Source organism: Kitasatospora sp. NPDC047058 (assembly GCF_040643935.1).
GTDB lineage: Bacteria > Actinomycetota > Actinomycetes > Streptomycetales > Streptomycetaceae > Kitasatospora.
On the sequence record NZ_JBEYVJ010000088.1, the window covers coordinates 1 to 13,273 of the forward strand.

The window sequence follows — 13,273 nt, forward strand, 5'->3', positions numbered from 1 at the left end:
CCACTTCATTCCCTACCCCCTCCTACAAACATTATTTTAGTACTTGTCCTGTTTTGATCTGTGGCCTACCGGACCCGGGCGGCGCCCCCCCCGCGGGCCCCCCCCCCCCCCCGGAGGCGGTGCGCGAAGATGGTCCGGTGACCACACCCCGCACCGCCCCCCGCCTGATCGCCACCGACCTGGACGGCACCCTGCTCTGCTCCGGCGGCACCGTCACGGCGCGCACCGCCGCGGCCCTGGCCGCCGCCGAGGCGGCCGGTGTCCAGGTGGTGTTCGTGACCGGGCGGCCGCCGCGCTGGATGCAGCAGGTCAGCCCGCACATCGGCGGTCACGGCGTGGCGATCTGCTCGAACGGCGGCGCCGTCGTGGACGTGCACCGGGGCGAGCTGCTGGAGTCGTTCCCGCTCGACGCCGGGACGGCCCTGGAGGTGGTGGCCGCGCTGCGGGCGAAGCTGCCCGGCACGGCGTTCGCCTTCGAGTACCCGGCCGGGTTCGCCCGCGAGCCCGGGTACGAGGTGCCGATGTGGGGCGAGGACGAGGACCACCCGATCGGCCCGGCCGAGGAGCTGCTGGGCACCGGCGGCACGGTGCGGGGGCTGTTCAAGCTGCTGGCCAAGCATCCGGACCTCGACCCCGACAAGCTGCTCACCGAGGCCCGCGAGGCGGCCGGCCACCTGGCCGAGATCACCCGCTCCGCGCCGATCCCGCTGCTGGAGATCAGTGCGCCCGGCGTCACCAAGGCCAGCACGCTGGCCCGCTGGTGCGCCGGGCGCGGGATCGACCGGAGCGAGGTGGTGGCCTTCGGCGACATGCCGAACGACCTGGAGATGCTGGCCTGGGCCGGCACCGCGTACGCCGTCGCCAACGCGCACCCGCAGGTGCTCGCGGCGGTGCCGCTGCACACCGTGAGCAACGAGCAGGACGGCGTCGCGGCGGTGCTGGAGGAGTTCCTCGGCCGCTGAGCCGGCCCTTGTACGGCGGGTAGCCGCCGGGCCGCGCGGGGGCACAACTTGCTCCGTTGGCCGGGAAGTTCTCCCTCGTTAAACATTCACCGACTACACACCAACCGCCCCTCCGTCCCCCCTCCCGCGTCACCCTCCGTTCGGGAACGGGCGAAGCCCCGGCGCCCTCAGAGCCGGGCGGTCCAGCGCACCAGCGTCCCCTTCCCGTACGGCCCCGGCTCGTGCCAGGCGTCGCCGCCGAGCGCCTCGGCCCGCCGGGCGAGGTTGCTCAGGCCGCTGCGCCGGCCGCCGGACGGGATGCCGACGCCGTCGTCGGTGACGGTGAGCAGCACCCCCGGCCGTCCGGCGCGGTCCAGCGACTCCGGGTCGCCGCTCACCGGGCGGCCCGCGTCGTCCAGGTGCACCGTCGCGTCGACCTCCACGCCGACCCGGGAGGCCCGCGCGTGCCGGGCCGTGTTGGAGAGCATCTCCCGCAGGGCAGCCAGCAGTTGACGGCCGGTCTTCTCCCCGACCAGGCTCTCCACCGGGCCCGCGAAGGTCACCGAGGGCTTGAAACCGAGCGCCGCCGCGGCCTGGCTGCCCTCCCGCAACACCCTGGTCCGCAGGGTGTCCGGCGCGTCGCCGTGGTTGTCGTGCTGGAGCGCGTAGATGGTGGTGCGGACCTCCTGGATGGTGGCGTCCAGCTCGTCCACCGCGTTGCCGATGCCGACCTTGACCTCGGGGACGACGGCCCGCCGGGCGGCGCTCTCCAGCATCATCCCGGTGGCGAACAGCCGCTGGATCACCAGGTCGTGAAGGTCGCGGGCGATCCGGTCGCGGTCCTGGAAGACGGCGAGGCGCTGCTGGTCCCGCTGGCCCTCGGCGAGCCGCAGGGCGAGCGCCGCCTGCGAGGCGAAGGTCTCGGCGAGCTGCTTCTCGGTGTCGGTGAACGGCAGCGCCCCGCGCGAACGCCAGACGCAGAGGCCGCCCAGCACCCGCCCGGCGGCGATCATCGGCACCGCCATCGACGGCCCGAAGCTGCGGGCCAGCCGGATCACCACGGTCGGGTCGCTGGACATGTCGTCCAGGTAGACGCTCTCGCCCTTCAGCAGCCGGGCGGCGAAACTGTCCGGCGGCAGCAGCTCGCCGCGCACGAACTCGGCGGCCTCGCCGGAGGCGTGGGCCACCCGCATCTGCCCGTCGCCGTCGGCGCCGGCGGTCGGCAGCAGGATCATGCCGAGCGCGGCGTCGGCCAACTCCCGTACCTGCTCGGCCGCGACGGTCAGCGCGACCTCGGCCTCGTCGGTGGAGAGCAGCGAGGTGGTGACGGCGGCCGCGCCCGCGATCCACCGCTCGCGGCGGCGGCCCTCCTCGTACAGCCGGGAGTTCTCGATCGCGACGCCGGCCGCGGCGGCGAGGGCGTGCACCACCTGCTCGTCCTCGGGGGTGAAGGCGCCGCCGCCCTTCTTCTCGGTGAGGTAGAGGTTGCCGAACACCTCGTCCCGGATCCGGATCGGCTCACCGAGGAAGGTCCGCATCTCCGGGTGCTCCGGGGGGAAGCCGGTGGAGCGCGGGTCGGCGCCGAGATCGGCGAGTCGCAGCGGCTCCGGCCGGTCGATCAGCGCGCCGAGGATCCCCCGGCCGGCCGGCAGCTCGCCGATCGCGGCGGCCGTCCCGTCCTCGATTCCGACGTGGATGAAGTCGGCCAGGCCGTGCCCGCCGGGCGCGATCACCCCGAGCGCCGCGTACCGGGCGTCGACCAGTTCGGCGGCGCCGGTGGCGATCCGGTGCAGCGTGGCGTGCAGGTCGAGGCCGGCGCCGACCGAGACCACGGCCTCCAGCAGCCGCTGCATCCGGTCGGTGACGGCGGCCGCCGACTGCAGCCGCTCGGCCACCTCGGTGACCAGCGTGTCCAGCCCGAGCGAGGAGATCTCGGGCACCCGGTGGGGCGTCGGGTCCGGCGCCGGGCCGGACGCGGCGGCGGGGGGCAGGTCTGGCGTGGGGTCCATGGAGACGAGCGTAGTTTGTACGCTTTTCCGCCGAAGGGTGGCGCGGCGGCCGGCACCCGGCGATCAGGCCGGGACGGGGACGACGAGGCCGTCGGCCTCCCGCTCGCGGTCCCGCATCGCCCGCAGCCGGCCGTCGGGCCGGGCCAGCAGCGCGGACCAGGTGCCGCGCTCGGCCACCCGGCCGCCGTCGAGCACCAGCACCTCGTCCACCGTGGCGTCGTCCAGCCCGGCCAGCCGGTGGGTGATCAGCACGGTGGTCCGGCCGGCCGTGGCGGCCAGCAGGTCGGCGGTGAGCGCGTCGGCGGTGGGCAGGTCGAGGTGCTCGGCCGGCTCGTCCAGGACCAGCACCGGGAAGTCGGCCAGCAGCGCCCGGGCGAGCGCGAGCCGCTGGCGCTGCCCTCCGGAGAGCCGGGCGCCGTGCTCGCCGACCATGGTGTCCAGCCCGTCCGGGAGCGTCCCGGTCCAGTCCAGCAGCCGGGCGCCGGCGAGCGCGGCGCGCAGCTCGTCCTCGCCCGCGTCCGGCCGGGCCAGCCGCAGGTTCTCCCGCAGCGAGCTGTCGAAGACGTGGGCGTCCTGCGCGCAGAGCCCGATCACCCGGCGGACGTCCTCCCCGGAGAGCTCCCGGCTGTCCACAGCCTGTGGACGGCCGGCGGCGAAGGTCACGCTGCCCGCCGTCCCGTCCAGGAACCGCAGCAGCGCCAGGGCGAGCGTGGTCTTGCCCGAGCCGGACGGGCCGACCACGGCGATCCGGCGGCCGGGCGCGAGGTCGAGGTCGACACCGGCCAGCGCGTCCACCGCCTGCCCGGGGTGCCGGACGGTCAGGCCGCGGACGGCGACCGGCAGCGGCTGCCCGGGCAGGGCGGCGGGCACGGCCGGCTCGGCCACCACGGGCGGCGCGTCCAGCACCTCGGCCAGCCGCGCCCGGGCGGCCCGGCTGCGCCGCCGGGCCTGCACGGCGAGCGGCATCCCGGTGACGGCCTCGAAGGCGGCGAGCGGGGTGAGCACCACCACCGCCAGGCAGACCGGCGCCAGCGCGCCGTCCCGGACGCCCTGGATGCCGACGGCCGCCGCGGCGGCCACGGTCAGGCCGGTGAGCAGCGCGATCAGCCCGGTGCCGAGCGCGGTGGTGGCGGCCGAGCGGGCGGCCAGCCCGGTCAGCGCGGCGTCGGCGGAGCGGACGGCGGCCAGCCGGCCGGGCAGCGCCCCGGCGACGGTGAGCTCGGCCGTCCCGGTGAGGGTGTCGACCACGGCGGTGGCGAGCCGGCCCCGGGCCGGTGCCTGCCGCTGCTCGGCGCCGGCCGACCAGCGGGCGGCCAGCACCGGCACCACCGCACCGGCCAGCAGCAGCCCGAGGCCGAGCACCAGCCCGGCGGCCGGCAGGAAGGCGGCCGTGCCGACGGTGGCGGCCACGGACACCACGGCGGCGACGGCGGCCGGCAGCCGCCAGCGCAGGTAGTGGTCCTGGACCGCGTCGACGTCGGCGACCAGCCGGGAGAGCAGGTCGCCGCGCCGGAAGGCGGGCAGCCCGGCCGGGGCGAGCACGGTGAGCCGGCGGTACACCGCGGCCCGCAGCGTGCCCAGGGTGCGCAGCACGGCGTCGTGCGAGACCAGCCGCTCGGCGTAGCGGAAGACGCTCCGCCCGATGCCGAAGGCGCGCACCGAGGTGACGGCCATCATCAGGTAGAGCACCGGCGGCATCTCGGAGGCGCGGGAGATCAGGTAGCCGGAGGTGGCCATCAGGGCGACCGCGCAGCCGAGGGCGAGCGCGCCGAGCAGCACGGAGAGCGCGAGCCGGGGCTTGAAGGCCTCCCCGGCCTCCTCGGCGCCGGTGCCGGTGCCGGTGCCGGCCGCGGCCTCGGGGACCTCCGGCACCGGCCCGCCGCGGTGCGGCGCGGGCACCGGGGCCGGTGCGGCCGCCGCGGGCAGCGCGGGCCCGGCCAGCCGGACCTGCTCGTCGGCCGCCGCGAGCAGCGCCGGCCGGTGCGCGACCAGCAGCACGGTGCGCGCCGGGTCGGCGGCCAGGGCCCGGACGGTGTCCACCACGGCCGCCTCGGACTCGCCGTCGAGGTGCGCGGTCGGCTCGTCCAGCAGCACCAGCGGCCGGTCGTCGGCGAGCAGCACCCGGGCGAGCGCCAGCCGCTGCCGCTGGCCGGCCGACAGCCCCGCGCCGTCCTCCCCCAGCACGGTGGCGAGCCCCTGCGGCAGCCGCTGGACGAAGTCGAGCGCGTGCGCGGCCGCCAGCGCGGACCGCAGCCGCGCCTCGTCCGCGTCCGGCCGGTAGAGCCGCAGGTTGTCGGCGACGGTGCCGGCGAACAGGTGCGGGTGCTGCGGCACCCAGGCGATCTGCCGGCGCCAGCTCCCAGGCTCCAGCTCGGCCAGGTCGTACGTCCGCCCGTCGGCGGCGGTGATCCGGACGGTGCCGGCGTCCGGCGCGGTCAGGCCGAGCAGGACGGCGAGCAGGGTGGACTTGCCGGCCCCGCTCGGGCCGGTCAGCGCGACGGTCGTGCCCGGGCGGAGGGTCAGCGCGGCGCCGGCCAGCGCCGGCACGGTGCGGCCGGGGAAGGTGACGGTGAGGCCGGCGGCCTCGACGGCGGCGCCGGCCAGGGCGGGCGCGGTCACCGTGCCGGCGGCCGGCAGCGGGGTCTCCAGCACCCGGAACAGCTCGTCGGCCGCGGTCAGCCCCTCCACGCTGGAGTGGTAGAGCGCGCCGACCTGGCGGACCGGGAAGTACACCTCGGGGGCGAGCACCAGCACCAGCAGCCCGGTCTCCAGGTCCAGGGTGCCGTCCACCAGCCGGAAGCCGATCGAGACCGCGACCAGCGCCACCGAGAGGGTCGAGAGCAGCTCCAGCGCGAACGAGGAGACGAAGGCGATCCGCAGGGTGCGCAGGGTCGCCCGGCGGTAGTCGGCGGTGATCCGGGCGATGCCGGCCGCCTGGGCGCGGGCCCGGTTGAACACCTTGAGCGTCGGCAGCCCGGCGACGACGTCGAGGAAGTGGTGCGAGAGCCGGGCCAGGGTGGCCCACTGGCGGTCCATCCGGGACTGGGTGGCCATCCCGATCAGCACCATGAAGAGCGGGATCAGCGGCAGCGTCCCGGCGATGATCGCGGCCGAGGCGAGGTCGGCGCCGCCGATCCGCAGCAGCACGATCACCGGGACCACCACGGCGAGCGCCAGCTGCGGCAGGTAGCGGGCGAAGTAGTCGTCGAGCGCGTCGATGCCGCGGGTGGCGAGGGTGGTGAGCTCGCCGGTGCGCCGGCCCGCCAGGTGGGCGGGGCCGAGCGCGGTGGCGTGGTCGAGCAGCCGGCGCCGCAGGGTGGACTTCACCCGGGCGACGGACCGGTGCGCGGTCAGTTCGGTGAGCCAGCCGACCAGCCCGCGGCCGGCCGCCGTCAGGGCCAGCAGCACCAGCGGGGTGGTCAGGTCGCCGAGCGTGGCGCGCTGCTGGAAGCCGCGCACCACGATCTCGGCGATCAGGCTCGCCTGGGCGACCACCAGGGCCGCGCCGGCCGTGCCGAGGAGCACCGACCCGACGAGGAAGGCACGGGTGGCGCGGGCGTGCCGGAGCAGGCGCGGGTCGACCGGCTTCATGGCGTCAGACCTGCGCGGGCACGCCGGCCGGGTCGTGCCCGGGAATGTGCTGGACGCCGATCCGCTTGCGGAACACCCAGTAGGTCCAGCCCTGGTAGAGCAGCACCAGCGGGGTGAAGACGGCGGCCACGACGGTCATCAGCTTCAGCGTGTACGCCGAGGAGGCCGCGTTGGAGACGGTCAGGCTCCACGTCCCGCTCAGGGTGGACGGCATCACGTCCGGGAAGAGCGACAGGAAGAGCATCGCGACCGCGGCCACGACGGTCGCCCCGGAGAGGACGAACGCCCAGCCCTCGCGGCCCAGCTGGTTGGCCACCAGCGCCCCGGCCAGGGCGGCGACCGCGACCACCAGCGCGACCAGGCTCCGGCCGTTGCCGCTGTCGGCCTGGGTCCAGCCCAGGAAGACCAGCGCCAGCGCGGCCGTCGCCAGGCCCAGCTGCAGTGCCGCCGCCCGCGCCCGGACGCGGATCTCGCCGACCGTCTTGAGCGCGGCGAACACCGCGCCGTGGAAGGTGAAGAGGCTCAGCGTGACCAGGCCGCCGAGCAGCGCGTACGGGTTGAGCAGGTCCCAGACGGTGCCGACGTAGTTCTTGTGCCCGTCGATGGCGACGCCGTGCACGATGTTGGCGAAGGCCACGCCCCAGAGGAAGGCCGGGAGCAGCGAGGTCCAGAAGATGGCCTCCTCCCAGTTCCGCTGCCAGCGCGGCTCGGGCCGCTTGGCCCGGTACTCGAAGGCGACGCCGCGCACGATCAGGCAGACCAGGATCACCAGCAGCGGGAGGTAGAAGCCGCTGAACAGCGTCGCGTACCAGTCGGGGAAGGCCGCGAAGGTGGCGCCGCCGGCGGTCAGCAGCCAGACCTCGTTGCCGTCCCAGACCGGGCCGATGGTGTTGATCAACACCCGCCGCTCGGCGGTGTCGCGGGCCAGCGGCTTGGTCAGGATGCCGATGCCGAAGTCGAAGCCCTCGAGGAAGAAGTAGCCGATCCACAGGACCGCGATCAGGACGAACCAGACGTCGTGGAGGTGCATGGTCGGCTCCTCAGTAGGCGAAGGCGAGCGGCTTGTCGGCGTCGTCGTCCGAGGACGGGCCGCGCAGCGTCGGGTCCTGGGCGGGTGGCCGCTCGGTGGTGACCGGGCCGGCCTTGGCGTACTTGACCAGCAGCCGGACCTCGATCACGGCGAGGACGGCGTACAGCACGGTGAAGGTGGTCAGCGCGCCGATCTGGGTGCCGACGGAGACGTTCGGCGAGACCGCGCTCGCGGTGGTCATCAGCCCGAAGACGGCCCAGGGCTGACGGCCCATCTCGGTGAAGACCCAGCCGAAGCTGTTGGCGATCAGCGGGAAGCCCATCGTCAGGATGCCGATCCGCCAGCTCCACTTGGTGAGGAACGGGCCCAGCTCGCGCTTCGGCGTGAGCATCAGCCGCGGCACCTCGGTCTCGCCGGTGCGGAACTCCGGCGCCAGGAAGAGCTTCCGCCGGGTCGTCCAGAGCCCGACCACCCCGGCCACGAAGGAGGTCATCCCGAAGCCGATCATGAGGCGGAAGCCCCAGTAGGTAACGAAGATGCTCGGGATGTAGTCCTTGGGGTCGCCGCCGAACCTGGCGGCCTCGGCGTTGGCGGTGTCGTTGATGCCGGGGACGGTCGAGCTGAAGTCGCTGTGGGCCAGGAAGGACAGGACCCCGGGGACCTCCAGCTCCACCGAGTTGTGGCCCTTGCCGACGTCGCCGACCGCGAAGACCGAGAACGGCGCCGGCGCCTGGCTGTCCCAGAGCGCCTCGGCGGCGGCCATCTTCATCGGCTGCTGCTCGAACATGACCTTGGCGAGCGAGTCGCCGCTGAGCGCGGTGCCCAGGCCGAAGACGACGGCGAGGACCAGGCCGAGCCGCAGCGAGGTGCGCATCACGGCGGTCTTGGCCGGGTCGGCGCTCCCGGGCCGGCGCTTGGCCCGCCAGAGGTGGAAGGAGGCGATGCCGACCATGAAGGCGGCGCCGGTGAGGAAGGCGGCGGTCAGGGTGTGCGCCACGACGGTGAGGGTGGTGTTCTGGAACAGCACCTTGGTGATGTCGGTGAGCTGCGCCTTGCCGGTGGCCGGGTCGACCGCGTAGCCGACCGGGTGCTGCATCCAGGAGTTGGCGGCCAGGATGAAGTAGGCGGAGAGCACGGTGCCGAGCGCAACCATCCAGATGCAGGCGCAGTGCAGCTTCTTCGGCAGCTTGTCCCAGCCGAAGATCCACAGCCCGATGAAGGTCGACTCGAAGAAGAAGGCGATCAGCGCCTCCATCGCGAGCGGGGCGCCGAAGACGTCACCGACGAACCGGGAGTAGTCCGACCAGTTCATGCCGAACTGGAACTCCTGGACGATGCCGGTGACCACGCCCATCGCGATGTTGATCAGGAAGAGCTTGCCCCAGAACTTGGTGGCGTGGAAGTACTTCTCCCGGCCCGTCCGCACCCAGGCGGTCTCCAGCCCCGCCACGACGGCGGCCAGGCTGATGGTGAGCGGGACGAAGAGGAAGTGGTAGACGGTGGTGATGCCGAATTGCCATCGCGCGATGGTCTCGTGAGCGATTGCCAGTTCCACGTCGCCCTCTCTCCAACCGACCTGCAAAGGTCTCGTTCCGGACAAACTTCACAAACGTCATCTTCAGCCGAAGGCCGCAGCTCAACGGCGCAAGCTTGTCCGCTTGTGAACGTGAACACGTTCACAAGGGCCAGTATCCATCATGCTTACGAGTGAATTGCGGGCGGGGTGGGGTTGACCGGCGGCGATGCCGTGCGCACAGTCTGCGATCCGCCCGGACCGGCCACAACGAGCGGCCGGGGCGGGTGCGCCGGCGCTCTTGGCCGATCCGGCGCTTGACAGCCGCCGCTCCGGCCGGACCGGCCCACGGCCGCGCCGGACCCGCCCCCGTGCGGACGGTCACCGCGCCCTGCTCGCCGCCCTCGACGCCGGGCGGTAGCGGCTTGCGGCGCTAGGGACGGCCGAGGAGGTGGGCGCCGGCTGCGGACGGGCTGCGGGCGGTGAAGTACTCCACGAAGCCGTCCAGGAACTCCCGCTCGGTGATGCGGCCGTCGCCGTCCACGTCCAGCTGCCGGAACCCGTGCGAGAGTTCGGCCGGGTGGACGCGGCGGCCGCCGAACACCACCCGGTACTCGTCGGCGTCCAGGAAGCCGCTGCCGTCGGTGTCGGCGGCGGTGAAGACGGCGCGCAGCGCGGGGAGCAGACCGGCCTCCAGGTAGTCCGGGTCCCGGTCGCAGCCCGCCAGGGTGGCGGCGACGAACTCGGCCCGGTCGATCCGCCCGTCGCCGTCGGTGTCCATGGTCGAGCGGAGCTGCTCCCACCAGGCCTCGAAGCCGGCGTACACCGCGGCCTCGCCCTCCTCGGTGAGATCCAGCTGCCAGCAGACGTTGTGCGCCATGGCCTGGAGGTCGCGGGCGGTGACGCAGCCGTCCCCGGTCTGGTCCATGACCTCGTGGAAGAACCGGTCCACCCGGGGCCGCCGGGTGTCCTGCCGGGGAGGCCGGCGCACGGCGGGCCGGCGGTCCGGGGAGCGGTAGCGCAGGTGGTCCGGCAGCCGCGTGGCCACGGCCCGGCCGCCGCGGTGCAGCAGCGCCGAGAGGACGGCCGCGCCCCGGGTCGGGGCCAGGCCGAACCGCTCGCGGTAGGCGGCCGGCAGGTCGGCGACGGTGAGGGCGGTGACCACCCGGGCCGCGACCGCCCGGACCAGCCGCCAGCCGCCCGGCCCGAGCCACCGGAGCCGACGCGGCTGCGGCGCCTCGCGCAGGATGTCGTACAGCAGGTAGCGCGCCGAGGCGGTGAACTCCAGCTCCTCGCGCACCATCCGGTCGAAGTAGCGGGGCAGTTCGGCGACGGTCTTCGGCACCGCGCCCGCGGGGAGGCCGAACACGTCCGTGATCTGCCGGAACTCCTGGTAGACCGCCTCCAGTTCGGCTGCCTGGTAGCGGTCGCCGCCCAATGCGCGCATGGCGACGACCGCTTCGAAGAGGGTGAGGAGCACCCAGGCCCGGGTGGCCGGGTCGTGGGCGTCGTACGACCGCCCGTCCGGGGCGGTGCCGCGGATCCGCCGGTGGGCCCGGCCGAGGCGCTCGACCTCGCGCTGCAGCGCCTCCCCGTCGGCCTGGAAGAGCCGCCGGCCGCTGCCGAGGGTGTGCTCGATCCGGCGCCACGGGTGGCCGCGGTAGGTGGAGTGCTCGTCCATCCCCGCCGCGACCACCGGGTGGGAGGCCTGCAGCACCAGCAGCCGCCAGGCGACCAGCCCGACCCGCCACTCGCTGAGGTCGCGCCGGAAGGAGGCGCCCCGCCTGGACGACACCGGCATCCGCATCCCCTGACTCCCCGCTGTGCTCCGCCGCCTCCGGCCTCCCCCGCGGGTCGGAGGCGGAAACACCGCCGGAATCAGTGTGATCGTCCTACTTGTCCAGGCCCCCGGCGAGGGCGCCCAGTTCGGCCAGGTCCGCCTCGTCCAGGCGCAGCGAGGCGGCGGCCACGTTCTCCTCCAGGTGGGCCGGCGAGGAGGTGCCCGGGATGGCCAGGACGGTCGGCGAGACGGCGAGCAGCCAGGCCAGCATGACCTGGGCCCGGGTCGCACCGTGCCGGTCGGCGACCCGCGCGAGCACCGGGTGCTCGGGGATGCCGTTGCCGCCGATCGGGAAGAACGGCACGAAGCCGATGCCGCGCCGGGCACAGTCCGCCATCAGCGCCGCTCCGGCCGTGCTGTGCTCCAGCACGCTGAACTTGTTCTGCACCGCGACCACCGGGGCGATCGCCTCCGCCTCGGCGAGCTGGGCCGCGTCGACGTTGCTGACGCCGAGGTGCCGGATCAGTCCCTCCTGCTGCAACTCGGCCAGCGCGGCGAAGGGTTCGGCGATCGAGTTCTGGCTGGGCATCCGCCGCAGGTAGACCAGGTCGAGCCGGTCCACGGCCAGCTCGCGCAGGTTGCGGTGGACGGCCTCGCGCAGCCCGGTGCGGTCGGCCGGGTTCATCCAGGTGCCGTCGGGGAAGCGGCCCGGACCGACCTTGGTGGCGATCACCAGGTTCTCGGGGTACGGGTGCAGGGCCTCGCGGATCAGCGCGTTGGCCGAGACGTCCCGGAAGAAGTAGAACCAGGCGGTGTCGATGTGGTCGATGCCCAGCTCGACGGCCCGGCGCAGCACGGCGCGGCTCTGCTCGGGGTCGCAGGCGGGGCCCTGCCAGTCCCGCATCGGGAGCTTCATCGCGCCGAAGCCCATCCGGGCCACCGGCAGGTCGCCGCCGAGGAGCAGGGAGCCGGACGCGGAGGGGTGAGAGGAGATCGTCATGGCATCAAGCCTCCGGCTCCGCTCGCCATGCCTCCGTCCGATCTGGCAGTTTGCTGCCATGAATACCGATCAGATCATCACCCTGCACGGGGAACGCGAGCTCGTCCAGCGGGTCGGACACCTCTTCGTCGCCTCCCGTGAGGAGTTCCTGGTCGCCGCCGCCGACCTGGTGACCTGGTCCTCCGGCGTCAACGCCGCCTTCCGGGAGGGCAAACGGCCGCACGTCATTCCCGGGCTCACCATGCGCAAGCTCTACACCCGGCGCGCGCTCGCCGACCCGGAGTCGCACCGGCGGCTGCTGCGGATCGCCGACTCCGGCATCGAGGTCCGGATCTCCGACGGGCCGCTCGCCCGCGAGGCGATCGTCATCGACCGCCGTACCGCGATCCTCGCCGGGCCCCCGGTCCGCGGCGTGCGCACCTTCACCGTGGTGCAGACGCCGGAGGTCGTCGACGGCGTCCGCACGCTCTTCCGCGCCACCTGGGAGGCGGCCACCGACCTCGCCGACTGCACCGCCCCGCCCCTGCTCAGCGACCAGGCCCGGCAGATCCTCGGCGCGCTGGCCGCCGGCCACACCGACGAGACCGGCGCCCGCCTGCTCGGCCTCTCCCTGCGCACCTACCGCCGCCGGGTCGCCGAGCTGATGACCACCCTCGGCGCCAACTCCCGGTTCCAGGCCGGCCTCCTCGCCCAGGGCCTGCTGGAGGACGGGGTCAGTCCCGGCGGCCCCCGGTGATCTCCGGACCGATCACGAAGCCCTTCGCCGGCCCCTCCGGGATCACCGCCTCCTCGCCGTAGGGTGTCCGCTCCGAGCGGGCGTAGGACCGGCGCTCAGTGTCAGGGTTGGTCAGGACGGTGACGGCGCCGCCGTCGTCGAAGTCGTCGATGATCACGTAGACCGGAATGCCGGCGCTCGCGTAGGCGCGGTGCTTGAGGACCACATCACGCTGGCTGTTCTTGCTTCCGGGTGACACCGTCTCGACGACCACCGCGACGCCAGAGGCAAGAATGCACCCGCCCTCAGGATGCTCAATCTCCTCCAGGTCATCTGGCGCGACGTAGACATCAGGGATCACGACTTTGAGGCCATGGATGATGTTGCTGTCGAACCCCGGAGCCCAGCCGCTGCCACGTAGATGATCGTGAAGAGCGAGCACGATGCGGCGATTGATCGTCGCGTGGCGGACCCCACCAGTAGGCGACATCTCGATGGCCCCCTCAATGATCTCCGCCCGGAAGCCCTCCGGGACGTCCATCGCCTTCCACACCTGCCACAGCGCCTGGTCCAGGTCCACGACGGTCTCCTCGGCTACGAGCGCGGTCATTGAGACACCTCTTTCCCGTCCAGTGTGGTCGGCTCGTGCCATGCGCAACAAGCCGCACCCGTACGGTCGCAGACGACGGAGATC

At 73.8% G+C, this 13,273-nt stretch carries 9 protein-coding genes; 2 read left to right on the forward strand and 7 right to left on the reverse strand.

Annotation, left to right across the window (positions count from 1 at the left end; all coding sequences use genetic code 11):
* Positions 1-137: 137 nt before the first annotated feature.
* Complete coding sequence (locus ABZ885_RS16215; protein WP_360188157.1) at positions 138-962, forward strand: HAD family hydrolase; 825 nt, start codon at positions 138-140, stop codon at positions 960-962.
* Between the two features lie 167 nt (positions 963-1,129).
* On the opposite strand, the gene ABZ885_RS16220 is transcribed toward ABZ885_RS16215, so the two are convergent.
* The 6 genes from ABZ885_RS16220 to ABZ885_RS16245 form a co-directional block, all read right to left on the reverse strand.
* On the reverse strand, positions 1,130-2,794 hold the full coding sequence (locus ABZ885_RS16220) for a GAF domain-containing protein (RefSeq protein WP_360188199.1): 1,665 nt from the start codon (positions 2,792-2,794) through the stop codon (positions 1,130-1,132).
* Between the two features lie 219 nt (positions 2,795-3,013).
* The gene (gene cydD, locus ABZ885_RS16225) at positions 3,014-6,541 is read right to left on the reverse strand and encodes a thiol reductant ABC exporter subunit CydD (RefSeq protein ID WP_360188159.1); all 3,528 of its coding nucleotides are present in this window, start codon (positions 6,539-6,541) and stop codon (positions 3,014-3,016) included.
* 4 nt (positions 6,542-6,545) lie between these two features.
* The gene (gene cydB, locus ABZ885_RS16230; protein ID WP_360188161.1) at positions 6,546-7,571 is read right to left on the reverse strand and encodes a cytochrome d ubiquinol oxidase subunit II; all 1,026 of its coding nucleotides are present in this window, start codon (positions 7,569-7,571) and stop codon (positions 6,546-6,548) included.
* A gap of 10 nt (positions 7,572-7,581) precedes the next feature.
* Entirely contained in the window at positions 7,582-9,126 is a 1,545-nt protein-coding gene (locus ABZ885_RS16235; protein WP_360188163.1) for a cytochrome ubiquinol oxidase subunit I, read from the reverse strand.
* A 391-nt stretch (positions 9,127-9,517) separates the two neighbouring features.
* On the reverse strand, positions 9,518-10,885 hold the full coding sequence (locus ABZ885_RS16240) for an oxygenase MpaB family protein (RefSeq protein ID WP_360188201.1): 1,368 nt from the start codon (positions 10,883-10,885) through the stop codon (positions 9,518-9,520).
* Positions 10,886-10,976: 91 nt separating this feature from the next.
* Positions 10,977-11,864, reverse strand: a complete 888-nt coding sequence (locus tag ABZ885_RS16245; protein WP_360188165.1) for an oxidoreductase — start codon at positions 11,862-11,864, stop codon at positions 10,977-10,979.
* Positions 11,865-11,922: 58 nt separating this feature from the next.
* On the opposite strand from ABZ885_RS16245, the gene ABZ885_RS16250 reads away from it, so the two are divergent.
* Positions 11,923-12,600, forward strand: a complete 678-nt coding sequence (locus ABZ885_RS16250; RefSeq protein WP_360188167.1) for a helix-turn-helix transcriptional regulator — start codon at positions 11,923-11,925, stop codon at positions 12,598-12,600.
* Here the strand turns inward: ABZ885_RS16250 and ABZ885_RS16255 are convergent.
* Positions 12,578-13,189, reverse strand: a complete 612-nt coding sequence (locus tag ABZ885_RS16255; RefSeq protein ID WP_360188169.1) for a Uma2 family endonuclease — start codon at positions 13,187-13,189, stop codon at positions 12,578-12,580. The two genes, ABZ885_RS16250 and ABZ885_RS16255, sit on opposite strands and share 23 nt — an antisense overlap.
* Positions 13,190-13,273: the final 84 nt, after the last annotated feature.

Excerpts from the sequence above, each read along its gene's own strand:
- ABZ885_RS16220 (WP_360188199.1), bottom strand. The coding sequence starts at position 2,794 with ATGCAGCGGCTGCTGGAGGCCGTGGTCTCGGTCGGCGCCGGCCTCGAC.
- cydD (WP_360188159.1), bottom strand. The coding sequence starts at position 6,541 with ATGAAGCCGGTCGACCCGCGCCTGCTCCGGCACGCCCGCGCCACCCGT.
- cydB (WP_360188161.1), bottom strand. The coding sequence starts at position 7,571 with ATGCACCTCCACGACGTCTGGTTCGTCCTGATCGCGGTCCTGTGGATC.
- ABZ885_RS16240 (WP_360188201.1), bottom strand. The coding sequence starts at position 10,885 with ATGCCGGTGTCGTCCAGGCGGGGCGCCTCCTTCCGGCGCGACCTCAGC.
- ABZ885_RS16245 (WP_360188165.1), bottom strand. The coding sequence starts at position 11,864 with ATGACGATCTCCTCTCACCCCTCCGCGTCCGGCTCCCTGCTCCTCGGC.
- ABZ885_RS16250 (WP_360188167.1), top strand. The coding sequence starts at position 11,923 with ATGAATACCGATCAGATCATCACCCTGCACGGGGAACGCGAGCTCGTC.
- ABZ885_RS16255 (WP_360188169.1), bottom strand. The coding sequence starts at position 13,189 with ATGACCGCGCTCGTAGCCGAGGAGACCGTCGTGGACCTGGACCAGGCG.